General features: G+C 67.4%; 28 protein-coding genes and 1 tRNA gene. 15 read left to right on the top strand and 14 right to left on the bottom strand.

The features are described from left to right. The first annotated feature begins 97 nt into the window (after nucleotides 1-97). On the top strand, nucleotides 98-820 hold the full coding sequence (locus NA10_RS35240) for an ADP-ribosyltransferase (RefSeq protein ID WP_157556028.1): 723 nt from the start codon (nucleotides 98-100) through the stop codon (nucleotides 818-820). Between the two features lie 51 nt (nucleotides 821-871). Continuing rightward, nucleotides 872-1,105, top strand: a complete 234-nt coding sequence (locus NA10_RS03900) for a hypothetical protein (protein ID WP_067563447.1) — start codon at nucleotides 872-874, stop codon at nucleotides 1,103-1,105. 4 nt (nucleotides 1,106-1,109) lie between these two features. Here NA10_RS03900 and NA10_RS03895 read toward each other — a convergent pair whose 3' ends face one another. After that, on the bottom strand, nucleotides 1,110-1,943 hold the full coding sequence (locus NA10_RS03895; RefSeq protein ID WP_067563444.1) for a tetratricopeptide repeat protein: 834 nt from the start codon (nucleotides 1,941-1,943) through the stop codon (nucleotides 1,110-1,112). 249 nt (nucleotides 1,944-2,192) lie between these two features. Between NA10_RS03895 and mihF the strand changes: the two genes are divergently transcribed. Together mihF and NA10_RS03885 are read left to right on the top strand one after the other, a co-directional pair. Continuing rightward, nucleotides 2,193-2,507, top strand: a complete 315-nt coding sequence (mihF, locus tag NA10_RS03890) for an integration host factor, actinobacterial type (RefSeq protein WP_067563442.1) — start codon at nucleotides 2,193-2,195, stop codon at nucleotides 2,505-2,507. Nucleotides 2,508-2,662: 155 nt separating this feature from the next. Then, nucleotides 2,663-2,747: transfer RNA gene (locus NA10_RS03885), tRNA-Leu, on the top strand. Between the two features lie 23 nt (nucleotides 2,748-2,770). On the opposite strand, the gene NA10_RS03880 is transcribed toward NA10_RS03885, so the two are convergent. Genes NA10_RS03880 through NA10_RS03850 form a run of 7 tightly spaced genes read right to left on the bottom strand, consistent with a single transcriptional unit; the run spans nucleotide 2,771 to nucleotide 9,918 of the window. Continuing rightward, nucleotides 2,771-3,484 carry an aspartate/glutamate racemase family protein gene (locus tag NA10_RS03880; RefSeq protein ID WP_067563439.1) on the bottom strand — a complete coding sequence of 238 codons (714 nt, stop codon included), beginning with the start codon at nucleotides 3,482-3,484 and terminating at the stop codon, nucleotides 2,771-2,773. 11 nt (nucleotides 3,485-3,495) lie between these two features. Beyond that, the gene (locus NA10_RS03875; RefSeq protein ID WP_067563436.1) at nucleotides 3,496-4,782 is read right to left on the bottom strand and encodes an NAD(P)/FAD-dependent oxidoreductase; all 1,287 of its coding nucleotides are present in this window, start codon (nucleotides 4,780-4,782) and stop codon (nucleotides 3,496-3,498) included. A gap of 9 nt (nucleotides 4,783-4,791) precedes the next feature. Continuing rightward, a complete protein-coding gene (locus tag NA10_RS03870; protein ID WP_067563434.1) occupies nucleotides 4,792-5,667 on the bottom strand; it encodes a family 3 encapsulin nanocompartment shell protein in 876 nt (291 codons plus the stop codon). Next, entirely contained in the window at nucleotides 5,661-6,473 is an 813-nt protein-coding gene (locus NA10_RS03865; RefSeq protein WP_245677008.1) for an SDR family NAD(P)-dependent oxidoreductase, read from the bottom strand. Before NA10_RS03865 ends, NA10_RS03870 begins: the two co-directional genes overlap by 7 nt. A gap of 18 nt (nucleotides 6,474-6,491) precedes the next feature. Beyond that, nucleotides 6,492-7,415, bottom strand: a complete 924-nt coding sequence (locus NA10_RS03860) for a sulfotransferase (RefSeq protein ID WP_067563429.1) — start codon at nucleotides 7,413-7,415, stop codon at nucleotides 6,492-6,494. Continuing rightward, the gene (locus tag NA10_RS03855) at nucleotides 7,412-8,584 is read right to left on the bottom strand and encodes an MFS transporter (RefSeq protein ID WP_067563426.1); all 1,173 of its coding nucleotides are present in this window, start codon (nucleotides 8,582-8,584) and stop codon (nucleotides 7,412-7,414) included. The genes NA10_RS03860 and NA10_RS03855 overlap by 4 nt, the downstream gene beginning before the upstream one ends. Next, entirely contained in the window at nucleotides 8,581-9,918 is a 1,338-nt protein-coding gene (locus tag NA10_RS03850; RefSeq protein ID WP_067563424.1) for a DegT/DnrJ/EryC1/StrS family aminotransferase, read from the bottom strand. The genes NA10_RS03855 and NA10_RS03850 overlap by 4 nt, the downstream gene beginning before the upstream one ends. A gap of 394 nt (nucleotides 9,919-10,312) precedes the next feature. On the opposite strand from NA10_RS03850, the gene NA10_RS03845 reads away from it, so the two are divergent. The 6 genes from NA10_RS03845 to NA10_RS03820 all read left to right on the top strand — a co-directional run bounded on the left by NA10_RS03845 (nucleotide 10,313) and on the right by NA10_RS03820 (nucleotide 15,906). Next, on the top strand, nucleotides 10,313-11,113 hold the full coding sequence (locus NA10_RS03845; protein WP_067563421.1) for an SAM-dependent methyltransferase: 801 nt from the start codon (nucleotides 10,313-10,315) through the stop codon (nucleotides 11,111-11,113). Nucleotides 11,114-11,487: 374 nt separating this feature from the next. Continuing rightward, entirely contained in the window at nucleotides 11,488-11,739 is a 252-nt protein-coding gene (locus tag NA10_RS38075) for a hypothetical protein (protein ID WP_218021440.1), read from the top strand. Between the two features lie 152 nt (nucleotides 11,740-11,891). After that, a complete protein-coding gene (locus tag NA10_RS03835) occupies nucleotides 11,892-12,059 on the top strand; it encodes a hypothetical protein (protein WP_157556026.1) in 168 nt (55 codons plus the stop codon). A gap of 75 nt (nucleotides 12,060-12,134) precedes the next feature. Continuing rightward, entirely contained in the window at nucleotides 12,135-13,436 is a 1,302-nt protein-coding gene (locus NA10_RS03830; protein WP_067563415.1) for a glycosyltransferase 87 family protein, read from the top strand. 22 nt (nucleotides 13,437-13,458) lie between these two features. After that, complete coding sequence (gene mgrA / locus NA10_RS03825) at nucleotides 13,459-14,463, top strand: L-glyceraldehyde 3-phosphate reductase (RefSeq protein WP_281180147.1); 1,005 nt, start codon at nucleotides 13,459-13,461, stop codon at nucleotides 14,461-14,463. Between the two features lie 27 nt (nucleotides 14,464-14,490). Beyond that, on the top strand, nucleotides 14,491-15,906 hold the full coding sequence (locus NA10_RS03820; RefSeq protein WP_067563409.1) for an amidase: 1,416 nt from the start codon (nucleotides 14,491-14,493) through the stop codon (nucleotides 15,904-15,906). Here the strand turns inward: NA10_RS03820 and NA10_RS03815 are convergent. The 5 genes from NA10_RS03815 to NA10_RS03800 all read right to left on the bottom strand — a co-directional run bounded on the left by NA10_RS03815 (nucleotide 15,896) and on the right by NA10_RS03800 (nucleotide 19,636). Further along, complete coding sequence (locus tag NA10_RS03815) at nucleotides 15,896-16,744, bottom strand: DUF4389 domain-containing protein (RefSeq protein WP_169812518.1); 849 nt, start codon at nucleotides 16,742-16,744, stop codon at nucleotides 15,896-15,898. The two genes, NA10_RS03820 and NA10_RS03815, sit on opposite strands and share 11 nt — an antisense overlap. Before the next feature lie 98 nt (nucleotides 16,745-16,842). Then, complete coding sequence (locus NA10_RS36395; protein WP_157556022.1) at nucleotides 16,843-16,992, bottom strand: hypothetical protein; 150 nt, start codon at nucleotides 16,990-16,992, stop codon at nucleotides 16,843-16,845. A gap of 46 nt (nucleotides 16,993-17,038) precedes the next feature. Further along, nucleotides 17,039-17,548, bottom strand: a complete 510-nt coding sequence (locus NA10_RS03810) for a hypothetical protein (RefSeq protein ID WP_067563408.1) — start codon at nucleotides 17,546-17,548, stop codon at nucleotides 17,039-17,041. A 502-nt stretch (nucleotides 17,549-18,050) separates the two neighbouring features. Next, nucleotides 18,051-19,181, bottom strand: coding sequence for a glycosyltransferase (locus NA10_RS03805; protein WP_067563901.1), 1,131 nt, complete (start codon nucleotides 19,179-19,181; stop codon nucleotides 18,051-18,053). Nucleotides 19,182-19,282: 101 nt separating this feature from the next. Beyond that, complete coding sequence (locus NA10_RS03800) at nucleotides 19,283-19,636, bottom strand: hypothetical protein (protein WP_067563405.1); 354 nt, start codon at nucleotides 19,634-19,636, stop codon at nucleotides 19,283-19,285. An 84-nt stretch (nucleotides 19,637-19,720) separates the two neighbouring features. Between NA10_RS03800 and NA10_RS03795 the strand changes: the two genes are divergently transcribed. The 5 genes from NA10_RS03795 (at nucleotide 19,721) to NA10_RS03775 (ending at nucleotide 23,304) form a co-directional block, all read left to right on the top strand. Beyond that, a complete protein-coding gene (locus NA10_RS03795) occupies nucleotides 19,721-20,344 on the top strand; it encodes a winged helix-turn-helix transcriptional regulator (RefSeq protein WP_067563402.1) in 624 nt (207 codons plus the stop codon). 50 nt (nucleotides 20,345-20,394) lie between these two features. Next, complete coding sequence (locus tag NA10_RS03790; protein WP_067563399.1) at nucleotides 20,395-21,114, top strand: FadR/GntR family transcriptional regulator; 720 nt, start codon at nucleotides 20,395-20,397, stop codon at nucleotides 21,112-21,114. Between the two features lie 181 nt (nucleotides 21,115-21,295). Beyond that, nucleotides 21,296-21,520, top strand: a complete 225-nt coding sequence (locus NA10_RS03785) for a hypothetical protein (protein ID WP_067563396.1) — start codon at nucleotides 21,296-21,298, stop codon at nucleotides 21,518-21,520. Further along, complete coding sequence (locus tag NA10_RS03780) at nucleotides 21,517-22,734, top strand: hypothetical protein (RefSeq protein WP_067563393.1); 1,218 nt, start codon at nucleotides 21,517-21,519, stop codon at nucleotides 22,732-22,734. The genes NA10_RS03785 and NA10_RS03780 overlap by 4 nt, the downstream gene beginning before the upstream one ends. Before the next feature lie 180 nt (nucleotides 22,735-22,914). Next, nucleotides 22,915-23,304, top strand: coding sequence for a winged helix-turn-helix transcriptional regulator (locus NA10_RS03775; RefSeq protein ID WP_067563391.1), 390 nt, complete (start codon nucleotides 22,915-22,917; stop codon nucleotides 23,302-23,304). A 121-nt stretch (nucleotides 23,305-23,425) separates the two neighbouring features. On the opposite strand, the gene NA10_RS03770 is transcribed toward NA10_RS03775, so the two are convergent. Continuing rightward, the gene (locus NA10_RS03770; protein ID WP_157556018.1) at nucleotides 23,426-25,000 is read right to left on the bottom strand and encodes an FAD-dependent oxidoreductase; all 1,575 of its coding nucleotides are present in this window, start codon (nucleotides 24,998-25,000) and stop codon (nucleotides 23,426-23,428) included. Between the last annotated feature and the right edge of the window lie 27 nt (nucleotides 25,001-25,027).

Below are 25,027 nucleotides of genomic sequence, written 5' to 3'. Positions count from 1 at the left end.
ACTGAGAAGGCGCTCTGACCTGAGGGTGGGAGACTTCGTCTCAAGACACGGTTCGCCATGAGGGTTTCATGGTGGTGCCATTCCAGTGGAGAGCCGCGTGACCGATTCACCGATTGCGAGAACACTTCGAGCAATCGCAGACAAGATCGGTACGCTATTCGGCGAATCTGCGCGCGGCTATGAAGGCCACATCGACGCAGTGAGCGGCCGTATGAAGCGCACGGTAAATGAGTTGGTCGAGACTGATAGGAGTGGCGCACCGGCAATCAGCCTTTCGGGCGCTGATGCCGCATCACCAAAATTCACCGCGACCGACGCGACCCATCATCTCTCGAATGCTGTGTCACCGGAAACGGCAAAACTCACTTCAGCAGAAGGACGTGCGCTCTACCGCTACACCGAATGGGACTTCGTATGGATCAACCGTCGACTCCGTGAAGGAGGCGCGCTGAGTGCGACGGAGGCGAGCCGGGTCGGCGCGCTCCGTAATGCACTGGACAAGATGCCGAACTTTACCGGGCAGGTGATTCGCAGAGCAGACATCGAACCTGCTGAGTTGGAGAAGTACCAGCCGGGGCGGATCGTGACTGAAATAGGTTTCACTAGTACAACCAAGAATCCGAATGCCCCATTCGAAGGGCGTGACGGTCGCGTGGAGTGGCAGATCGAGTCTAAAACTGGCAAGGACGTATCCTCGTACTCCTTTCGACCGCCCGAAGAGGAGGTGCTTTTCAGAGATGGCACACAATTCTACGTATCGAAACGATTCAATGATTCTTCCGGTCGGATTGTAGTCAGAATGGTCGAAGTCGATCAGTAGCCACTCCGTCGACAGCTACACAAGCCTCGACTACGAACGACCAACAGCAGGTTGCTGCGGTTGCTGGACGGCCTGGTCGAGCGTGGCAATACCGTCGTGGTGATCGAGCACAATCTCGATGTGGTCGCGCACGCCGACTGGGTGATCGACCTGGGACCGGACGGGGGCAAGAACGGCGGCGAGATCGTGTTCACCGGCACCCCGGCGGAATTGCTGCGGCACCCGGACTCGCTGACCGGGGAGTATCTGCGCCGCTATCGGGACGGTGCCGCGATTCGCGGTTAGGCAGTCAGTGCGGCTGTGCCTCGGCTGCCAATGCGGCTCGCCAGATGCGGGCCTCGGCGGGATTGCCGCGGCGCTCGAGGACCTCGGCGAGCCCGGCCATGGCGCGGGGGTCGCCGTGGTCCGCGGCAATGCGCCATCGGTACTCCGCCTCGGCGAGTTGGCCCAGGCGCAGCAGCACCACGGCCAGGTCGTAGGCGGCGGCGAAATGCCCCAAATCGGCTGCCTGCCGCCATAATTCGCAGGCCTGCTGACCGTCGCCGCGCTGCTGCATGGCCACGCCGAGCTCATACAGCGCCTCGGTGTAGAGCCCGGCGTCGGCGGGTGGGATCGGATCCGGCGGGGTGGGCGCGGTGGCGAATTCGACCACGAGTTCGGTGAAGTCCGGGGGACCGACGCCGGTGCTGCAGTGCAGCACCAGGCAGGATCTCTCGCGGGTGATGAGCATGCCGTAATTGCCCGACCAGGACACCACCTCGCCGAAGTCGTCCACCCAGACCGGTGTCAGGGTGACGGCGGCGTCGGATCCGTCGGGGGATATGCGTAGTTCGACGCCACCGGACATGGCATCGGACCAGACGTCAACCCCACTCAACTGTCGGCCGTTCAGGAGTACGTGACCGCCCTCCACGGCCAGTCCCATCCCGAGTGCGCGGACCCCGCGGCGGGGTTGCGCCGTGCGCAATCTGAACGTCACGGTGGTGGGGGAGCCGCCGATGCGGTGCGAGTGCAGGGGGTAGACCTTGGCGCCGTTCCAGGTCAGGGGCTCGGCGCTGTCGTATCGGAGCGCCGGTGGCGGTTCGGAGGTCTCCCGCACGGCGTACTGATACAAGCTTGTCATCTGCCCCGCCTTTTCCGGTGCGTACGCGATTTCGGACCCACCGTAACTCCGATCGCGGCCGATGAGCGGCGTATTTGCCAGTTGTCTGCCACAGCAAACTCCTGGACAATCGACCTGCGTATCGGGCCCTTTTCAGCAGGTCGCTCGACGTGTTGCGCCGAAACACGCGGTGTGTCGTACCGGTTGCGGGCCTGGCGTCATGTTTACTCGACGCCGACGTACCAGCGAACGAGTGAAAGGTAAGGACATATGGCTCTGCCCACCATGACCCCCGAACAACGCTCCGAGGCGCTGGCCAAAGCCGCCGCGGTGCGCAAGGCCCGCTCGGAGTTGATCGCGCAGGTCAAGCAGGGATCGGTCAGTCTGGCGGAGGTTCTCAAGCGCGCAGACAAGGAAGACCTGGTCAAGAAGACGAAGGTTGCGGCCGTGATCAAGGCGCTCCCGGGAATCGGCCCCGTCAAGGCCGCCAAGTTGATGGATGAAGCGGAAATCCCGGCCGATCGCCGTATCGGTGGCCTGGGTTCACGCCAGCGCGCGGCACTGCTGGAGGCGTTGAGCGCCTGAGTTTCGGGGGGTCGCCTGCCGGGTCGAACTCGGACCCGGAGGCAACCACTCCCCACCGTTTGACGTCTCCTCCACGCGGCAAGGCCCCAGGTGAAGACCGGATTGGAACGATTTGGTCCACACGGGGACATCCGATAATCTTGCTGAGCACACCGGTCCGGGTGGCGGAATGGCAGACGCGCTAGCTTGAGGTGCTAGTGCCCGTATTAGGGCGTGGGGGTTCAAGTCCCCCTCCGGACACACTACGAAAAGCTCTCCCTGCGTCAGGGAGAGCTTTTTCTATTTCCGGGGTCGAGGGTGCGGTGCACCATTTCGGTGAGGGTGACGATGTCGAAGACCGGGACACCGAGGTGCCGTTGGATCGCGTGGCGGTAGGGCACCAGGTCGGTGCATTCGATGATCAGTGCGCCCAGGTCGGGATTGTGTGCGGCCAGTCGCCCTACTTCGGTGAGCACCTCGCGGCCGAGACGGTCGGCGTCCAGGTTATTGCGGCGGCCCTCGAGGATGACTTCGCGGAATTCGGGGTGGGCGGCCATTCCGGCTACGCACAGGGGTAAGGACTCGCCGCCTATCGCTTCCAGATGGCGACGGGTGAGGGCGTTTTCGTCGGCTACCAGCAGACCGATCGTGCGATCGGCGGCCACCATGCGGTGGACCATCGGCAATTGGATGAGACTCGAGCTGTAGAGCGGGATGCGGACGGCATCGGCCAGGCGCTGCTGGAAGATGACCAGGAATCCGCAGGCGGCGGTGATCGCGGCCACGCCTTCGGATTCGAGGGCGCGGGCCGCGTCGATGAACGGTTCGAGCAGCGTCGGATCCGCCTCGGACACCACGCGGCGCGGGGTCGCACCCTGGACCACCCGATAGACGACCGGGAAATCGAAGGTCGCCGGATTGCGGATGTGGCCGAGGATTTTGGTGAATGCGGTGTCGAGGCACAGGACCCCGATCCTGATATCGGCTCGCTCTGCCATCTCAGTCCTTTTCAGGTCGCCGAGCCGCCGAAGCGGCTCGGGCGCAACGGGATCGGGTCGGTGCGCGGTTGTTCGCCCGCGAGCAGCTGACCGATGAGTTCACCGGTCGCGGGGGCGAGACCCATCCCGATATGGCCGTGCCCGGTGGCGATGAGCAGGTTGCGGAGATCGCCTGCGGGACCGATCAGGGGCAGGCTGTCGGGGGTGCACGGCCGTAATCCGCTCCAGCTCTGGAGGATTGGCGTCTGTTCCAGCGCGGGCAGGTATTCGCGGGCGGTACGCAGCAGGGCGCGGATTCGGCGTTCGGAGACCTCGGTGCTCATTCCGGTCAGTTCGAGTTGCCCGCCGATGCGCAGCCGGTCGCCGAGCGGGACCATGGCAACTTTGGCCTCGCTCAGCAGGACCGGTCGGCGGGGTGCGCTCGGTGGCCGCTCGACGGTCACACTGTGACCCTTGATCGGTTGGAGCGCAAGGTCGACGCCAGCCAGACGGGCGCATTCGGCCGACCACGCGCCCGCGGCGACGACCACGGTGCCCGGCCGCAGTTCGCCGCGAGTGGTGTTGAGGCGCACGATATTTCGCTCGCGCACGGCGAAGTCCGTGACCTCGGTGCGCGCACAGATCTCCACGCCCGAATCCCGCAGGACCCGTCCGAATTCGACAACGAAGTCGGGGACGTGCAGATACGCGCCCTCGGGGTTGTACAGCGCGCCATGGATATCGAACACCGACTTCGGTTCGAGCACGTCGAGTTCACCCGGGTCCAGCACACGCAGCGGCACACCACCGGCGACGGTGCGCTCGACAGTTTCTCGCGCGGCATCGAAACCCGCCGCGGTCTTGAAGGCCAGGACGATGCCCGGTGATTCGAGGGCAATGCGCTCGGTCGCGCACAGTTCGAGCAGGAGCGCCAGGCCACGCTTCTTCATCCCGATGAGCGCTCGGAATCCGGCCGCGGACGCATCGGCCGAGCAGGCGCGCCGGAATTGCTCCAGCCAGCGCGCCAAGTCGGCGTCCGCGCGCGGTGCGATGTACCAGGGCGAATCCGGATCCGTCGCACCGGGAACGGCGAGGGCGAGCATGCCGGGTTCGGCCAGCGGCGCCGCACCGTGGGTGCCGACGAATCCGGTGTTCCCGTGCGAACACGACTGCGGTCCGCCGAGCTCTCCGCGCTCGAGCACCGTGACCGTCGCCCCGCGCCGCCGCACCTGGTGCGCGCACCACAATCCGACGACACCGCCGCCGATGACCACCACATCCGGGTCCGCGCGCACGGGGGTGTCCTGATCGCCCGTCACGATATCGGCCTAGACGGTGACGACGAAGAAGTTCGTCGGCAAATTCACCACGACGCGCTCGTATATCTCGGCCTGGAGCGCGATTCCGGGTTCTGTGAACGTTCCCTCGGGCGGCTCGGCGAAGCGGATCACCGAACGCCCGGCGTCGAAAAGCTGTGCGCCGTGGCCGAAGTCGCCGACGATGGCGCTGCCGGGTTCGACCAGTCGGGTGCGCACGATGAAGACGCCGTTCTGTTCGAGATCGTCCATCAGCCGTCCGGTGCCCATCGCACGGTAGTAGTCGACGGGGTTGATGATCATGCCGTCGGCGGTGCCGCCCATCTGCTCGATCTCATTGCACGCGCGCAGGATTGCCGAGGAGAACGGACCCGGCGCAGTCATTCGCTCGATCCCGGGCAGGTTGAGCAACCCGCCCTCACCGCTGATGATGGTGTGGTTCTCGGCGGTGCAGAGCCGCACGATCAGACGGTAGTTGATGAAGGTCTCGAAGGTTTCGGGATCCTTCCACAGATCCGGCGGGACCTGCACCCAGGCGGTGGTGGTGAGCAGTTCCGGAATCGGCGATTTGCCGAACCGGCTGGCCAGTTCGCGCCGGACCTCGGCCCCTGCGATCGGTGTGTCCCCGGCCTCGGGTGCGCTCTCATGCCAGTAGAACTGACGCGGATCACGAGACAGGTCAATGGTTTTGAGCATATTGCGGGCGGGATTGCGGGGTTTGCGCCGTGAGCTGGTCAGTGAATCGGTGATGGTCACGTCGTAGTCGACGGCCGCGTCCAGTCCGTGTTCGGCGCAGGCCTCGACGAACCTGCGGCCCGGCGACAATTCCTGTTTCCGGTCGGCGACGACCTGCGCGAGTGTCTGTTTGATGGTGTCCGACTTCAGCATGTCTCCTCCTGGGAAACGGTGTAGTGCGATGAGGAGGCGCCGAGCACGCTCGCGCCGCCGTCGATCAGCTGGACGGTGCCGGTCAGGTAAGCGGCGCGCTCACCGGCCAAAAACGTTGCCAGCGCGGCGATTTCGTCGGGTTGCGCGACGCGTCCGACGGCGGTCTTGCGCCCGACGGCGGCCAGCTCGTCCTCGACCCGGGCATCGGTGGATCCCCGTGTCAGGACTCGTTCCAGCAGGGGTGTGCGGGTCGCGCTCGGGGCGAGCACATTGACGGTGATGCCGTCGGGGCCGACGTCGGCGGCCAGGGATTGGGCGAATCGCACGATGGCCGCCCGGGTCACCCCCGACAAGGCCAGTCCGCTGATGGGGACCATCGCGGTCTCCGAGGCCACGAAAAGCACTCTGCCCCAACGCTGACGCCGCAGGTGGGGCAGGGCCGCCAGTGCCAGTTCGACCGCGGGCATCAGCACGGTGTCGACCGCCTGCCGATAGTCCGCCGCCTCGAAGGCCGACGCACCGCCGGTCGGCGGGGTGCCGCCGCTGACGACGACGATATGGAGTCCGCCGAACTCCGCGGCCACCTCGTCGACCCAGCGCCGGGTCGCCGCGGCGTCGGTGATGTCCACGCGGGTGGCATGGATTCGCCCGCGCGCCGCCGCTTTCACGGCTCGCTCGGCCGCGGCGAGCCGGTCCGGGTCGCGTGCGCCCAGGGCGACGTGCGCGCCTTCGGCGGCCAGTTCACGGGCGATGGCCAGTCCGATGCCGCTGGATCCGCCCGCGACCAGCGCGACCTTATCGGTCAATCCCAGCTCCACTGTCGCTCAACCCCTTTCGCCGAGATATCCGTATCGCTGCGCGAGCGGCCAGGACAGCGCGGTCGCGGTTCGCCGGGCGGAAGCGGGCAGGGCGCTGCGCCAGCGGTCGTCGGTCGGGCGGATCACGGTGACGCCGGTGTGGAAGCGGTCCGGGTTTCCGGTGACCGTGTGGTTGGCGTGCAGTTGTACCGTTCGATCTGTCATGGGATTGGATGCCGGGTCGATTTCGCACCATCGCAGCACCGTGTCGATGGTCGCCGCCGGTTCGGCGATGAAGTCCTCGTAGCGCAGGAACAGTGACCGGCGTGGATAGCGTCGGTTGATCGCGTGCGAGGCCAGGTTGAAGCCGGTCCAGTAGCCGGTGCTCTTGGCCGCCGACATGGCGTACACGTATTGCTTGGGCTGGCTCCAGGATTGGGCCACCGCCCGTGGATCGCGCACCAGATGCAGGTAATACGGGGTGATGCCGTCCATGCGCGCCAGCAGCGCCGCCTCGCCCGGCATCTTGGAGGAATCGACGATCACCGGTGACGCACTGCGCTCGGCGACAGCGCGATAGATCCGCGTCATCAGCTCGGCCTGTGCGCGAACCTGCTCGTTGTGCGGTCCGCGGGCCAGTATCTGCCAGGTGTGCCTGGTGCGCGTATGGCCGAGCTGGCGGCGGATGACGGTGTCGGCGTGGGCTTGCGGGGTGGTTCCGGCGGGCCGGCCGATCGGCAGGATCGTGGACCAGAACGGGCAGTCGACGAGTTTGTGGCCGCAGCCGCACTGCTCGTTCACCCCGCGACCCGCCGCGTTCTTCCACAGGAAATGCAGTTCCCCGACATGGAAGACGCCCGGAATCTCATTGAGGATATTGCCGAGAATGGTGCTGCCGTTGCGGCACCAGCCCGTGATGCACAGGACCTTGACCGGTGGTGCGCCTGTCATTCGCCGACTCCCTTCGCGGCCGGTGGCGGTGATTGCGGAATCGTGTTGGCCATGACCGCGGCAGCCAAGGCGCAGCCCGCGCCGACGAGAAAGACCGCGGGATAGCCCAATCCGCTCGCGATGGCGCCGGTGGCCGGGCCCCAGACGAACAGGCCCAGATCCCAGAACGAGGTGTAGGCGCCCAAAGCCGCACCCTGTTTCGAACTTTCGGTGCTGTTCATGACCAGCAGCGCCATCGACGGGTGCAGCAGTGAGAAACCGGCTCCCATGACGACGACCCCGAGGATCGCCACCGGCAGGTTCGGCGACCACGCGATGATCAGCAGTCCGATGGCCTCGCCGATGCCGGACCAGGTGCCGACTCGGCGTGGTCCGAGCTGATCCGGCAGCTTGCCGATGACCAGTCTGGTTCCCGCGTAGACGGCACTGAAGACACTCAATACGACTGCGCCGGAACCGATTCCGCGCACTTGCAGGTCGCGGATGATGAAGGCGGCCAGCCCGACGTAGCCCGCGGCGGCCAGGGCCAGGGCCAGTCCGGGGAGCGCGGCGGGTCGCAGCATCAGTCCCCGGCCGCCGCCGGAGCGCGCCACCCGCGGTTCGGGCGCGACACTGCTGATCAGGACGAATCCGACCAAAGGTGCCGCGGCGCAGAGGGTCCAGACCGCGTCGATCCCGGCATGCCGCAGTGCCGCGCCCAGGGCCGTCCCCAGGGAGATGCCGCCCCACATGGCGACGCCGTAGAGCCCGATCAATTGCCCGCGCCGGTTGTGCGGTGCGAGCAGCACCGTCCAGGCCGCGCCCGCGGTGAACAGGGCGGCCTCGCCGACGCCGACCAGCAGGCGCACAGCGATCAGACCGGCCAGGCCGATCGGCAGGAAATACAGCAGCCCACCGGCGGCGATGGCGATCGCCCCGAATCGCATGACCGACCGGTAGCCGTGCCGGTCGGCCAGCCCGCCGAACAGCGGCCGGGTGAGCAGGGCGGTCAGCGCGGTGGCCGTGACCACGAGCCCGACCATGAGGTCGCCCGCGCCGAATCGGTCTCGGACGTGGTCCGGGAGCACCGGAATGGCCGCGGACAAACCCAGGTAGCCGCAGAACAATCCGCCGAAGACGGCGGCGAGTGCGAGTCGCGGGAGGGTGCCGGTATCGGAGGAGGCCGTCATCGTTGTCCGGCCCGCGAGGGATTCGCGCCGGTCTGCGCGGACAGGGCGGCGGCGACCTTGCGCACCGCGGCGATCAGGTCGTCGCAGTCGGCGCGTGACAGGGTCGAGGACAGCGGAATGTCCACCGCCTGTCGCAGATAGCGGGTGGTGTTCGGCAGGGCTGCCTGGACCGCGGCGGTTTCCATGCCGCGGAACAGGAATCGCCAGTTCCAGAAGGCGCGAATATTGTGGTCGGAGTCCGAGCCGAGATTGCGCGCCTCGATGCCCTCCTGGCACAGCGCCCGCGCGAACCATTGCGCGTGCCCGCCGGCGACCCGGAAGATGAGGGCCTCGCCGAGGTAGGCGCCGGGTGCCACCGGTCGCCGGATTCGGATGCCGTCGAGGCCGGCCAGTGCCGCGGCGACATAGTCGTAGTTCTCGCGGAAGGCGGCCAACCGGATCGGCAGGCGGCCCAGTTCGGAGCGGAGCAGGGCGGCGCGGATCTCGTCCATCCGGAAGCTGAACAGCGGGAGGTCGAGATCGGTGTCGATCGGGGGCTCACCGTGCGGGAAGTGCCGCCGCAATCGACCCTCGTAGGCTCCGGAAAGGACTGTGGCGCGGGCGAACAGGGTGCTGTCATCGGTGATGAGAAAGCCGCCTTCACCACTATTGAGCGATTTGTCCGACTGCGTGCTGAACGCACCCGCCAAGCCGAAGGTGCCGAGTTTGCGGCCGTCCAATTGCGCGCCGAGCGCGGGGACCGCGTCTTCGAACACCGGCACGCCCCGCTCCCGGGCGAATCGCAGCAGTGCGCTCATATCTCCGGCGAAACCGCGCATATGGACCACCACGATGGCCCGGACGCCGGGCGTCCAGCGGCGGCGCAGATCGGCGACGTCCAGGTGCAGGTTCTCATCGACATCGACCAGGAACGGGGTGCATCCGGCGAGCAGGATGGAACTGGGGGTGGCGGCGAAAGTGAAACCGGGACAGGCGATCTGGCTGCCCGGTTCGATTCCGGCGGCCATGATCGCCAGGGTCAGGGCGGTGGTGCCGCTGGAGGTGGCCAGCGCGTGCGCGGAACCGAAGTAGTCGCACAGCTCCGCCTCGAATCGGGCGCATTCGGTTTCGTGATTGGGGCGGTGGTCGTATCGGAAGTAGAGGTGACTGCGCAGGGCGCGCAGGGCGGCTTCCTCGTCCTCGGGATGGACGCACACCGCGCCGCGATCGTAGGTCGGCCAGGGGGTGTGCCGGATCGGATCGCCGCCGGACAGGGCCAGTCGCGGATCGCGGGCCGGTGGGGCGACGGGAGTTGTCGGAGTAGATGTCGAATCATCAATCACGTTGTCCGCCATCGTATTTCTGGCTACCACCGACACCGCGCCGGCGGATCTGACAGCTTGTCGACCGAGGTTCTCAGGACGGGGAATCCCGGTGAATGTCCAAGAACGCTACGCTGATTTTCGTCACCTATGACTGAAATGTCGTTAAATCCTGGTCACGCGTCCGAGAATGATCAACTACGCAACCCGTTGTGCCCCAACGGATATCGGGATGTTTGCTGCGGTCGCGGGCGGCCTCGACGGGGTCGGGCGGAGTGCTCGCGCGCGGAGTGCCCCTGATTCGGCGGCCTCGGAGTCGATTTCCTGAGAATCTGCTCGTTTCGCGGTTTCCCGGGGTGTCGGGAAACAGACGGACTAGCCTGTGCGAGAAGGTGTGTGGTCGACCATGCGATGAACGGTGACAGGGATGAATGGAGAGAACCCACTGAACCAGCCCCATACCTCCCGCATCTATGACTATTTTCTGGGCGGCAAGGACAATTACGAGATCGACCGGAAGGCGGCGCAGGAGATCCTGCAGGCGTGGCCGCATATCCGTCAGGCCGCCCGGGTCAATCGTCAGTTCATGCATCGGAGCACCCGGTTCCTGGCGGAAGCGGGGATTCGGCAGTTCCTCGATATCGGCACTGGGATTCCCACCGAACCCAACCTGCACCAGATCGCGCAGCGCACCGTTCCGGACGCACGCGTGGTGTACGTCGACAACGATCCGCTGGTGCTGGCGCATGCGCGCGCGTTGATGACCATGGACAACGGGGCCGGGGCGACCACCTACATCCACGGCGATGTCACCGATCCCGCGGCCATCTTGCGCGCCCCCGAGCTAACCGGGCTCCTCGACCTGAACGAACCGGTCGGGTTGAGCATGATCGCCCTGCTGCACTTCGTCGAGTCCGCCGATATCAACAAGATCGTCTCCACCTTCCTCGACGCCCTGGCCCCCGGCTCCTACCTTGTAATCTGCACCATCACAGCCGATTTCGCCCCCGAACAGGTGGCGGCAGCCCAGGACGTCTACCGCGTCCGCAAACTCCCCGCCCAGGTCCGCACCCACGAGGAGGTCACCTCCTGGTTCGCAGGCCTGGAGCTGGTGGAACCCGGCATAGTCCCGCCCCACCGCTGGGGCCTGGAGCAAACCACCGAATTCGCCCCCTCCTTCGACGCCAAGGTCTCCTGCTACTGCGGCGTAGGCCGCAAACCCGCATAGGTGGCGCGGGCATACTTGCCCGCCTCGCCGGTCGTATCGTCCCGACCCCACCGAATTCCTGCGTGTCGCAGTCGCTTTGAGGGTAATTTGCCCACCGTGGCCAACTCGCCCTCGAATCCCCACGATGCCTACTTCCGGCAGGTCCTGACCCGCCCCGCCGACGCTGTCGGCGAGTTGCGGGCCGCACTACCGAATGGCGTTGCCGCACCGCCCTGCTGCCGCTACTCGAGGACCTGCGAGCCCTGTTGGCCGCACCGGGCGGTATCGATGATCTCGAGTGCGTTGTGACGTACATTCTTACTGTCGGAGAAACCCAGGATTCCGACCTGGTGCCGGTCATCGACCAGCTCGGTCCCCACGCCAAGGAGGTCATCGTGACAACTGCGGAACGACTTCGCGCAGAGGGTGAAGCCCGGGGTGAGGCACGGGGTGAAGCCAGAGGTGAGGCACGTGGGGAATTGCGCGGGCGGGCGCAGACGCTGCTCGAACAGTTGGCGGTGAAGTTCGGGGGGACGGTACCCGCGGGGATCGCCGAGACCGTCAATGCCGCCGATGCCGATCGGTTGCGATTGTGGGCCGCACGGGTGCTTACCGCGGAGCGGATCGAAGAGGTCTTCCAGAACTGAGTAGGTGGGGATTGCGGGGCTGATTGATTGCCGCGCGGGTGGGTAGTCGGTATAGCGACGAATCCGGTCGATCGAATGAGGTTGTGCCTCGACGACAATTCGGTCATCGCCGCTCAATTCGGTTGGACCGTGGACATTTCGACGGCTCCCCGGTGGTGTTCGTTTACGCCGATAATGTCGAGAGCTTCGTTCGCATTGGCCGTGATGGCGATCACGCATTTGCCGCGGTCGTGTTGTTCGCTGCGATCGGCAAGGATGACAAGGGGATTCGCTTCGGCAAGGGTTACGTCGCGGCCGACGCAGCGGGCAGCCCGACGTGATCACGGGTGGCGAGGGTACGGAGTTCGTCACTACGTTGGTCCCGGCAAGCGGTTCCCGAACTAGTGGGGAGAGACATGTCATTGTCGGTCGGTCCATCGGCGGAAGTGAATCGCGCGGCACCGCGCCGCGTGATCCCGCTGCCGGTGGTGTGGGTGGTGGCGGCGCTGGGCGTGCTGGCGGGCGGTTACTACCTGCACCAGGTGCTGACCGCACCGAAAACCATGCTGCACCTGGTCGATCTGGGCACCTATCAGATCGCGGGCCAGCGGGTGCTGGACGGCGTCTCGGTCTACGACACCCCGCTGCGCGGCAGTACCCGCGGCGTCTGGGAGTTCGTGTACACACCGTTCTCGGCGCTGTTGTTCGCACCGCTGGCCGCGCTGCGCGGTCTGGTCTTCACCTGGGTGGGCGGGCTCGGCAATGTCGCCATGCTGACGGGTTCGGTGTGGGCCGCGCTGGCCGTCCTGGGTTTTCGCCGGGACCGGCGACTGCTCATCCTCGGCCCGGCCATCGCGGGTCTGTTGCTGATGTGCGAGCCGATCCGCGAGACCATGGCTTTCGGTCAGGTCAATATGTTCCTGCTGCTGCTCGTCCTGGCCGATATGGCGCTCCCGGATTCCGCACGCTGGAAGGGCGCGCTGACCGGTGTGGCCGCCGGAATCAAACTGACGCCGGTGTTCTTTGTGCTGTATCTGCTGGTGACCCGCCGATTCCGGGCCGCCGGAACCGCGATCGGCGCACTCGTGGCCACCATGGTGGTGGCACTGGCTGTGCTGCCGAAGGATTCGTGGACCTTCTGGGGTGGCGCGTTCGCCGATCCCGCCCGCGTGGGTGTGCCCAAGAATCCGCAGAACGAATCGCTGCGCGGCATGCTGGCGCGCACCCTGGGCGACGGGGCGTGGGTCCAGTTGCTGTGGCTGGCCGGGGCGATCGCCACCGCGGTGGCCTGTCTGCTGCTGGCGCGCCGATTGTCCGCGACCGGGCGTGAACTGCCCGCGGTGGTGCTGTGCGGTCTGACCAGCACCGCGGTGTCCCCGTACAGCTGGATTCACCACTGGGTGTGGCTGGCCCCACTGCTGATCTATCTGGGCGATCTGGCGATCCGCCACGGTGGCCTCATCGCGCCTGCGGGTCTGGCCGCGGTCTGCCTGATCACCTCGGGTGGACTGTTCGACCTGGTCGGAATCCACTACGGCAGCATCTTCGACCTGCCCGATCACGGCCCGTTCGCGGTCCTGGATCACAACGCCTACCTCTGGCTCACGCTCGCGCTGTTCGCCGCGGCGGCCGTAGGGTTGCGACGGTCGGCGGTTCCCGCCGATGCCCCGCAGAGTGTTCGCGAACCGGAGGAGATGACCAGTGCCGTATCTTCCTGATCCCGCCCGCTATGACGGGTCCATGCGCTACCGCCGCAGTGGCCGCTCCGGCCTGGATCTGCCGCTGCTGTCGCTGGGCTTCTGGCACAACTTCGGCGATGATCGCCCGTTCGAGACCCAGCGCGCAATCGCCTTGCGCGCCTTCGACTCCGGGATTACGCACTTCGATCTCGCCAATAACTACGGCCCGCCGTACGGCGCCGCCGAGATCAACGCCGGGCGCATTCTGGGCGAGGATCTGGCCGCCTATCGGGACGAATTGATCATCTCGACCAAGGCCGGTTGGGATATGTGGCCCGGTCCGTACGGTCAGGGCGGCGGCTCCCGCAAGTACCTGCTGTCCTCCCTGGATCAGTCGCTGACCCGACTCGGCCTGGACTATGTCGATATCTTCTATTCGCATCGATTCGACCCGACCACACCGCTCGAGGAGACCGCCACAGCGCTGGATACCGCTGTGCGACAGGGCAAAGCGCTCTACGTCGGCATCTCCTCGTACACCGCGCGGGACGCCACGACCATGGCCGGACTGCTGCGTGATCTCGGCACACCGCTGCTGATCCATCAGCCGTCGTACTCGATGCTCAATCGCTGGATCGAGACGCAGGGCCTGCTCGATGCCGCCGAGGCCGAGGGTTTCGGAGTCATCGGCTTCACCGCCCTCGCACAGGGCCTGCTCACCTCGAAGTATCTCGACGGCATTCCGGCGGGATCGCGTGCCGCACAGGACAAGTCGTTCCAGACCGACTGGCTCACCGACGAGATGCGCGCGCGTCTGCGCGCCCTGAACGATATCGCCGCCGAGCGCGGCCAAAGCCTCGCCCAGCTCGCGCTGGCCTGGGCGCTGCGCGATACCCGGGTCACCTCGCTGGTGGTCGGCGCGTCTTCGACCGAACAGCTCGATCAGAATGTCGAAGCCCTGCAGAAGCTGGAATTCACCGCCGACGAATTGTCCGCCATCGACAAACTTCTCGATAACGACGGCGAGGTGGACCTGTGGCGCGGAGCCCGCGAAGGCACGCTGTGACCCCGGTGCTGCCCTTATGCTCGGTTAATGCTGGACAGTCGACTAGATGCCTTCGCCGATGACGCACTGGGACACCATGATGCGGTCGGCGCCGCCGCGGCGGTGCACGCCGGAATCACCACCCCCGCGGAGCTCGCCGCCGCCGCGGTGGCCCGCGCCCGGCGGGTCGATCCGGCCTTGCACGCGATCGCCCATGCCGAATTCGAGACCCCGCGCTACGGCGAGGACGAGTCCGCGGCGCTGTACGGGGTGCCGACCTTCGTCAAGGACAACACCGATGTGCGCGGTATGCCGAGCAATCACGGCACCACCGCGTTCCGGGCGCGGCCCGCACGCGGCGACGGCGTCTTCACCCGGCAGTTCCGCAGCACCGGTATGACCGTGCTCGGGAAATCCCGGCTGCCGGAGTTCGGCTTCAGTCCCACAACCGAATTCATGACCGCCGAGCCCACCCGCAATCCGTGGAACACCGAGTATTCGGTGGGCGCGTCCTCCGGTGGCGCGGCGGCGCTGGTGGCGGCGGGCGTGGTGCCGATCGCGCACGCCAATGACGGCGGGGGATCGATCCGCATTCCGGCGGCGTGCGCGGGACTGGTCGGATTGAAGCCGAGCCGGGGCCGCCATGTGGACGGTGAGATGGCGCGCATGATGCCGATCAATCTCGTCTCCGAGGGTGTGCTCACCCGCACGGTGCGCGATACCGCCGCGTATGTCGCCGCGGTGGAGGACTTCCGGCGCAATCCGGCGCTGCCGCCGATCGGCTCGGTGCTGGGTCCGGCGCGGCGGCGGCTGCGCATCGGCCTGGTGACGGACACGCTCATGGGTGAGCCGGTGGACGCCGAAACCCTGCGGGTGGTGGAGTACACCGCCGCACTGCTCGAGCATGCCGGACACCAGATCGAGCCGATGCGGCTGCCCGTGACCCGGCAGTGGGCCGACGATTTCGTGCAACTGTGGGCACTGCTGGCGGATCTGATCGGCACGGCGGGCAAGCTCACCTTCGACCGATCCTTCGATACCCGCGAATTCGACGGTCTCACCACGGGATTGCGGGCCCATCACCGCGCGCACCTGCATCGCACCCCCGCCGCGCTGTGGCGGCTGCGCGCGACCGCCGAGGCGGTGGCGGGCATGTTCGCCAAGCACGAGCTGATTCTCTCCCCGGTGCTGTGCCACACCACCCCGAAGCTCGGATACCTCAGTCCCACGGTCGAATTCGACGAACTGCTGACCCGGCTGATGAACTACGTCGGGTTCACCCCGATCAACAATGTGGCGGGCACACCGGCGATTTCGCTGCCGATGGGCATGTCCGCGGCGGGCATGCCCATCGGGGTGCAGCTGTCCGCGGCCTACGGTGACGAGCGCACGCTGTTGGAGTCCGCGTTCGAACTCGAAGCGGCGCACCGCTTCCCGTCGACCGCCCGGCGTCCTACCGGGTGACGGTCTGCGAGGTCGGCATCGAGAAGTCGTCACTGTCGTCATCGTCATTGCCGGTCGCGGTCTGCAAGACGCTCGCGATAATGCCGAGAATGAGCATGACGATGAGCAGGATCTGCCCGCCGCGCGAGAGCAGCAGTGGCCGGGTGGGCGACTGCCGCGGCGGCTGACCCCACTGCTCGGCGGCCGGATCCGCCGGAACCCCGGTCTGATCGCCGAATACGCCCTTGAGGTACGCCGGTGTCAGCAGGTAGGTGTAGGCCTGCGTGCGCAATTCGGTGCGCATGATCGCGGTGGTCGCCTCGAAGACCGAGCGCGGCATCCGTCCGGTGATCAGCACGATCAACCATATGAAGAACGAGAGCACCGCCCACCCGGTGGTGAGCCAGCTGGAGAACACCAGGATCGGGAAGGCCAGGATCAGCCGGAACAGCACCGCGAGCCGATTCAGTTCGGTCGGCTGCGGAAACAGCACGCGCACAGGGTAATTCGGCGGGTTCCAGGCGAACGGCGGGTACTCGTCGACCAGCAGCATGGCGTAGCCGTACACCCGGGTGCTGTAGGAGAAGTAGCCGCGCAGGAAGTCCCCGCACCACACCGGCAGCCGCCCGGTGAACAGCGCACCGAACCAGCCGCAGACCACCACCACGAACGCGGCGATGCCCAGGAACCACATCACGATCAACTGCGGAATGACCAGCAGCAGTCGCAGCAGTACCGTCCAGCGCCGATGCTCCTGCGGCGGAAACACATCCAATTCGACCAGTGCCTCACCGCCGCCCTGCATACCGGTCGGTTGCCAATCCTGGCCACCGGTCGGCCACGGTTCGCCCATAGTCATACGATCACACCCGCTTTCCCATTCGAGCCGGACCCAGTCGAGCCCGAATCTAGCCCGCGACGAGGGCATCACCGGGTAACCGCGCCGAGTGGATCCGACTACCCGGTGGTACGAAACGCGGGCGAATGCTGGATGGCGGTCGCGGTGGTGGTCTTCCCCTGCGCCGAATTGCCGCGCAGCACAACCGGTACGACGCGCCCGGCATCCCCGTATGCGGCGTCCGGCGCGCCGCTGTCCCCGGTCGTCATCGCCCCCAGCGTATCCGGCGGGGGCGCGTTCGACTCCGGGACCGGATCAGGTGTCGACGGGAACTATGCGCCCGTCTCGGGTGTGGACGTGAATCAGCGGATGCTCGCCCGTGCGGGTGCGGACCAGGGCGAAGGCCAGCCCGTTCGGGGCGATGGGCGCGGTGTAACTGTCGATGGTGGAGATGACGGTCAGGGTGGTGGCATCGGCGGCGGCGGTGCCCAGCACCGCGGACCAACTGGTTTCGGCGGGTGTGCCGTCGGTGTCCGGATGCGCGACGCGGGTGCGGCTCATACGCAGCAGCGGACGGTGGTCCAGGGTGCGGGCGGGGCGCGAGCGCGAGACCGGGCGCGGGGTGCCCGACACCATGGACGGGGTGATCCATTCGTCGTCGCGGTGTTCGACGATGACGATGACGCGGAAATCCCGGCTCTCCAACAGCACCGCGGCCGCGCCGTCGCCGTGCTCGATGAGTGCCACCGGCTGGAATTGCTGGTCGAGCGCCGCGAGCCGGGCGGTGGCCGCGGCGACGGCGGGATGGGAGGGTACGGAAGTCATGGGGGGTGCCCCCTTACCTCGGTTCGAACCACGAATTCTAGGCATCGCGGCCGGGCCCGGCCACTCGTACGCCTGAAGTGAAATGAACACGCAGCCGGACGGTTTCATGACCAGAATGATCGGAGCCGGATCCGCTCGTGGACGGTTGCCCGATGACCGAGATACCGCTGACCCCGCCCGATGCGGCCGAGGTCGGTGGGTGGGGCGCGGGGTGATGGCCGCGGCGCAGGGCGAGCAGGGGCTGACCCCTTGCAGCAGTTGCTGATTCCCACCCTGTTCCTGTCCCTGACCGGGCACGCGGTGGGAGCTGGACTAGCTCGCGCCGATCACCCCGCTCGAGTACGCGCACGGCCCGGAACGGCGCAATCGCGTCTTCCGTGAGCGCGGGGTGCAGACCATGCTGCGCGCGGCCCCCGGTGGTGCGGCCGCCGCCCGCGCGTGGCCGCGCGGAAGCCGAAGCGCGCCCGTACATTCCGTGGCAGCCGGACCGACCCGGGACTGATCAGGCCGAACCGAGCAGGCCGAGCATTCCGGAAACCGCTGCGGGCCACGTGAATTGCTCGGCCCGGGTGCGCGCGGCCTGACGGCGTTGCAGCGGCGGCCGGGACAGCACCTCGGTGACGGCGTGCGCGAAGGCGGTGGGGTGGTCCGCGGCCACCGCACCGCAGTCGGCGGTGACGATATCGGCCAGCGCCGAGGAGCGGCTGGCCACCACCGGGGTACCGGCGGCCAAGGCCTCCAGGGCGGCCAGGCCGAAGGTCTCGTGCGGACCGGGAGCCAGCGAGACATCGGCGGTGGCCAGCAGGGTCGCCAACTCGGTTCTGTCATTGATGAATCCGGTGAAGTGCACCGCCGAGAGCCCATCGCGCAACGGGGGCAGGGTGCGGGCGCGGCGCTCCAGCGCCTCGCGGCGCGGACCGTCACCGGCGACGATGAGCCGGGCGTCGATCCCCTCGCGGCGCAGGCGGCCGACGGCCTCGATACTGCGATCGACCCGCTTCTCCACCGACAGTCGACCGCAGTGGACGAGCAGTGGGTAGTCCTCCGCACCGAGATCGGTGCGCAAGCGCAGATCGCAGCGGGACGGGCTGAACATATCCAGATCGACCCCGAGCGGTACCAGCTCCACATTCGGCACATCGATGCGCTCGAATTCCTCGCGCGCGAATTGTGTTGTGCAGACGACGATGTCGTAGTTCCGCGCGGTCCGGCGATTGGCCGCGTCGGCGGCCCGGCGGGCGGCGGGTCCGGGCAGCACCTGCCCGATGAGCCGGTCCAGCCGTTCATGGGAGATCATCACCCCGGCCACGCCGCGCCGCCGCGCCCAGTTCCCGAATCCCCGCAGCGTCAACCGATCCGACACCTCGAGCACATCGGGCCGCAACCCGGCCAGCACATCGGCGACCCGCCGTGGATGCGCCGCGCGATAGCCGCCGGTCCACGGAATCGCGGGCGCGGGCACGGTGATTCGCCACACCCCAGACGGCAGCAGCTCCTCGGCTCGGCGCGGACCGGGCACGATCAGCACCACCTCATGCCCCGCGGCCACATATCCGGCACCCAGATGGTGCAGTGCGGTGCGTAGCCCACCCGACCGCGGACCATAGAAGTTCGCCAGCTGCACGATGCGCACGTCGCTGATCGTGCAGGGCACCGGGTTACCGGCGGCACCCCCACGACCAACGCCGCGTGAACTCCAGCCGAAGACCCCGCGAACCGGACTTTCCCGGGCGTTTATGCGGTGTCGTCGGCCGACTTGACCTCGACCAGAACCACATTCACCTCGCCCGCCAGCAACTCCCAGGAGTGCTCGAACGAGTCCTCCTGCCAGACGACGGCACCGGGGTTGAGATCCACGATGGCGGTGGTGCCGTCGCCGAAGGTGACCTTCTGCCGGCCGGAGCCGAGGTTGACCACCAGCATCGGACGGTGTGCGTGCATGGCGCTCTGCCAGCCGTGTGAGGCGCGGGCCTGGATCACCCGCACGTGCTCGTTCTCGAAAAGGATCTGGTGGGCGTCGGGATCGACGATCGTGGCGTGCTCGGGCTGCTCGGAGGGGATGGTCTGTGCCGCAAGAGAAGTACTCATATCAAAACAATAACCACTTGGAGTTGTTAAAAACAACTCTACTCGGTGGTGGGTTAGTATCATCTCGGACGAAGGAGAGAGGGTATGCCGACCAGTCGCAGTTATCGGGATCAATGCGGGATCGCGCGCGCCCTCGATGTGGTCGGGGAGCGCTGGGCGCTTCTGGTCGTACGCGAGCTGCTGTTCACCCCGCGCAGGTTCTCGGAGTTGCGGCACGCGCTGCCGCACGCGAGCTCGAATCTGCTCGCGGATCGACTGCGCGAACTCGAACAGCACGGGGTGATCCGGCGCGCCAAAGTGGCGAACGCGCAGGTCTACGAGCTCACCGAATGGGGTCGCAAGCTGGAGCCGATCGTTGTGGCCTTGGGCGACTGGGGAATCGACGCCCCGAGCCCGCCCGAACCCGCCGCGCTCAGCGCGACCTCGGTGCTGATCTTCCTGCGCGGTGCGCGGCGCGATCCGGCCGCACCGCCGATCGTGTGCCGCCTCGAACTCGACGGCTCGATCTGGACGGTGGCCGTGAACTCCGGCCGGATCGAGGTGCACAGCGGTGAACCGGCCACGGCCGATATCTCGCTGCGCACCGATCCCAAGACGCTCGGCGGCGCGCTGGCCGATCCGGCCGCACTCGATGCCGCGCTCGCGGACGGCACGCTGACCTTCGTGGGCGATCGCAAAGCGCTGGAGCGACTGCTTTTCGACAGGTGAACTGGTCTGGCCGCTTGACCTGTTCACCGGGCGCACCTAGCGTTCGGGGCATGCCAATCAGGCGGATCGATCGGCGGACGGTGCCCGATACCGTGTTCGAGCAGCTCGTGGACGAGGTGCTGGACGGGGAATTGCCGCCCGGGGCGGCCCTGCCCGCCGAGCGGGCGCTCGCCGAGGCGCTCGGGGTGTCCCGGCCCACGGTGCGCGAGGCTCTACAGCGCCTGGCCCATACCGGCCTGGTCGAGGTGCGTCAGGGCGGGTCGACCATGGTGCGCGATTTCCGGCGGCACGCGGGGATGGATATGTTGCCGCGACTTCTGGTGCGGCAGGGGGAGATCGATCCGCGGGTGATCCGGTCGATTCTCGAGACTCGGCTTGTTTTGGGCCGGGAGGTCGCCGGGCTCGCGGCCGAGCGAGCCGGAGCACGCCTGGCCGGAGAACTCACGGCATCACTGGAAAAGCTTGCGGGGGAGCGGGATCCGATCGCACAGCAGGTGATCGCCATCGCGTTCTGGGATCTGCTGGCCGATGGCGCGGACTCGATTGTCTCCCGGCTGCTCTACAACGATCTGCGGGCGGTGTACGAGTCCGCGCCGGCGGCACGCGCGGGATTGATGGCCGCCGAGGTGGGGCACGTCGAGCGCTATCGGGCGGTCGCGGACGCGGTTGTCGCGGGTGACGGTGCCGCGGCGCGTTCGGCAGCGGAATCGCTATTATCCTTGGCCGCAACGGAATTCGATACGGTCCTCGGGCGCATTCACGCCGGGTAGTTCACCGGGACGCGGTCGCCGCCGAGGCACGACCGCGGATGACCATTATGGCCATGGCCTTGCGCGCCGCCGATGCGATTGGCGCGGAACCGCGTCAGGTCTGGCGTGAGAGCGGCGATCTTGGTAGACCTTGGTGACGAAACCGGACAGTGATCCGGGTCATTCGGGGACAAGGGGAATCATGGTGGACGCCAAAACCCAACTGGAGCGGGAGCTGGGTGGGCCGCTGGCCGCGCTCGAATTGCTCTCCGAGGCCGAAACCGCGGACCTGCTGGAGATTTTCCGGCAAGCCAAGCGCACCGAAACGCAGGAGATGGTGGCCGCGGTCGACAAAACCGTCGGCGCGCTACCGTGGCCGCTGCGCACGGCGGCCAAGAAGATCATGTTCGGAAACTCGCTGGGATGAGCGATCTGGTCACCAGGGCACAGCTCACCCTGCTCTCGCGCACCCTGCACGTGCCCGTCGAACGCCTGGCGCACCTGGAGAAACTCGGTGCGCACAACCTGCACGAAATGCAGGAGGCCATGGCCAAAGTCATGTTCGCCCAGCACAATCAGACCTTCGCGCGACTGAGCATGCTGGTGCCGATCATTCCGCTGAGCATTTCGCTGCCGCTGGTGCAGCGCATGGTGCCCCCGCTCATCGCCGGGCGCGCGGCCGGGGCCATCGGGGTGGATCATCCGCGCAAGGCGGCCGAGGCGGTGGGCATGCTCGCGCCCGCGTATGCCGCGGACGGCGCACCGTATATGGATCCGCACGCGGTGGGTCAGCTCGCCGATGTGGCACCGCCGGGACCGGTGGTCGCGATCGTCAATGAGATGCTGCGCCGGCGCGACTACGTGACCGCCGGACCGTTCCTGGCCTATGCCACACCGGCATTGATCGAAGCGGTGGAGAAGGGCACCCACGATGACGAGGGGCTGATCCGCTCCGCGGCGTACGCGTACTCGGGGGCGAGTATCAGCGCGGTGGTGCGGCATCTGCTCGACGGCACCGAACAGCGCATCCCGCGACTGATCCGCACCATTGTCGAGGGCGGCACCGAACTGCAACTGGCGGCGGTGTCGGTGTTCGCGCGCTGCGATGCCGATGTCATCGCCGGTCTCGGGGACCACCTGTTCGAGCAGGCCTCCGAGGCGGAACTGGGTGCGCTCCTCCGCGCCTATATCGCCGCCGACGCGGTCGCGGAGACGCTGCGGTTCATCGGACAGCTGAATCCGGGTGCGCTGGATCGGCTGGCCGCCAATCCCGTTCTCGCCGAGCCCGAATCACTCGACGCGTTCACCGCCGCGGGCACCGCGGGCGATCTCGCGATCTGGCATGGACTGCTGCGGGTGGCCGAACGCGTCGAACCCGCGAGCGCACGACGCATCGGCGACACTCTCGCGCACCTGGATCCCGAGGTGCTGGCGGGGCTGCCCGAACTGCTCGGCCCGGCGGAATTGCCCTCGCTGTTACGGCTGCTCGCGGTCGCCGAACCCGCCGCGCAATCGCGGATCGGTGAGGTGTGGTCCGCGCTGGCCGAGGCCGATCGCGGTGCCGTGGAGGCCGGGATCACCGAACTGGGCCTGGGCGAACAGCTTTCGGCATTGGCTGCCACGCTGCGGATCGCGCACTGAGCGCACGACCGGGCCCTGCCGCCTCCTGCGGCGGGGCCCGGTCCGCGATCGGTGTCCACACTCAGCGCAATTCCTCGATGGTGCGCGCGAACGCCTGACCGCCGTGCCCGGCGCGGACCTGACGCACTAATTTCTCCGGGGCGCACCGAAAGGTGTGCATCGAGGTAGCGAGGACGGGGCATGAGCGGAAAGAGATCCGGACCATACTTCTGCGGGATCGACGCGGCCATGGATGTGGTCGGCGGCAAATGGAAATCGCTCATTCTGTGGGAATTGCACGAGCACGGCATCCGCCGCTTCGGTGAACTCCGCAGGGCCCTGCCCGGGGTCTCGGAGAAGATGCTCGGCCAGCAGCTGCGCGAATTGGCCGAGGACGGCATCATCCATCGCGAGATCTACCCCGAAATCCCACCCCGCGTGGACTATTCGCTCACCGAGGAGGGCGCGGCCCTCAACGCGGCGCTGGCCCCGTTGGGCGCGTGGGGTTCACGCCGTATCGGCCGGATCGGTGCGGCCCGGGTCCATACGACCGATCGCCATGAGGATCATCAGGCCCTGGCCGAGGCGTAGCGCCCCGCCTCGGGTGCGCACGAGACCGTTCGACGGCTCGCCCACCGTCCTTCGCGAATGCGCACCGGTGACGGCGATCCCGGCATATCCCCGCCATCGGCGCGCACCGCCCGACCGGTCGCTACCGGGCGGGGCCGAACCAGCGCACGAGCGCATCCTCGAGGCCGGAGGTGTCCTCGGAGTCGGCCACCCAGGCCACAATGCCGTCCGGTCGCACCAGCATGGCCGAAATCGTCTGGGGCTGAGCCGATTTGGCGGTGACGGCCTCGACCCGATCGGGCCATCCCGCGGCCAGGGACCGAATCGCGGGGGAGTCGGCGAGGTCGAGTAGGACACCGCGGCCGGTGGTGAAGTGCGCGCCGACGCGGGTGCCGTTGGCCAATTCCAGGTCCGGTACGACCGCGCCCACGAGCGGATGCGCGGCACCGAGGTCATAGCGGTGCAGGACGCCGGAGATCTTCTTGAGGATCTCGGTCGCGCCGTCGCGGGTGGACAGCAGCTCGCCCATGACCGCGCGCAGGGCTCGGCTGCGCGGGTCGGTGCGCATGAGCGCGACCTGCGCGCGGGTCCAGTCCAAAACCCACGCGCCGATGGGATGCCGTTCGGTGGTGTAGGTGTCGAGCAGATCGGTGGTGGCCCAGCCGCGAACGACGGCCGCGAGCTTCCAGCCGAGGTTGACCGCGTCACCGATGCCCAGGTTCAGACCTTGGCCGCCGAAGGGTGAGTGCACGTGCGCGGCATCGCCCGCGAGCAGGACCCGGCCCCGCCGGTAGTCGGTGGCCTGGCGGGTGTTGTCGGTGAAGCGGGTCGCCGAGTGCACCTGGGTGATTCGCACGTCCGCGCCGGTGACGGTGCGGAAACTCCGCTCCAGCTCCGCGGCGGTGACGGGGGTGGTGCGGTCCGCGGGCGGGCCGTCGAGTTCGACGGTGAGGAAGCGGCCCGGCACCGGACCGTACACGTAGATGCCGGTCGGTGTGTCGTGCCAGCCGGGCGCGATGTGTTCGGCACCGGTCATCTCGATCAGGGCCTGCCTGCCGGTGATCTCGGGGTCCAGTCCCGGAAAGTCGAAACCCGCGGTTTTGCGCACGATGCTGCGGCCCCCGTCGCAGCCGACCAGCCAACCGGCGCGCACGGTGCGATCACCGTGGTTCAGGGTGACGCCGATCCCGTCGTCGTAGAATCCGGTGACCTCCACGCCGCGGCGGATCTCCACACCCATATCCGTGGCGCGTTGCGCCAGAATGGATTCCACGCCCTGCTGGGAGACGAACCAGGCCGCCGCCGCGGGGCCCGCGTCGGCGAAGGCGGGATCGTCGAGATCGAGCGCGGCGGCATTGAGCGGGATGCCCGCGAAATGTCCGGGCACCATCTTGAAGCCCGCCGGTGGTGTGCTCGCCGCGCCCGCCGACGCCGCGCCCGCCGACGCCGTGGCCGTTGCCGTGGCCGCGAGACTCTGCTGGAACGCCGCGAACCGTGCGAAAGTCGCCTCATGCTGTTCCAGCAGTTCGGGCAGCAGGCCGCGCCGGTACAGCGCCTGTGCGGTCGGCACATTGACGGCTCCGGCCTTGACGGTCCGATCCATTTCCGTCAGGCGCTCGAGCACCAGCACATCCACCCCGGCCAGGCGCAGCTCACACGCGAGCATCAGCCCGACCGGTCCCGCTCCCACTACCACCACATCGTGTGTCTCGTTCATGAGACCCACTGTGCCGAGCCGTGATTA

The organism is Nocardia acidivorans NBRC 108247, assembly GCF_001625085.1.
GTDB classification, from domain to species: domain Bacteria; phylum Actinomycetota; class Actinomycetes; order Mycobacteriales; family Mycobacteriaceae; genus Nocardia; species Nocardia acidivorans.
Note: the sequence above shows the minus strand (reverse complement) of the source record. Positions and strands in the feature narration are given on the sequence as shown.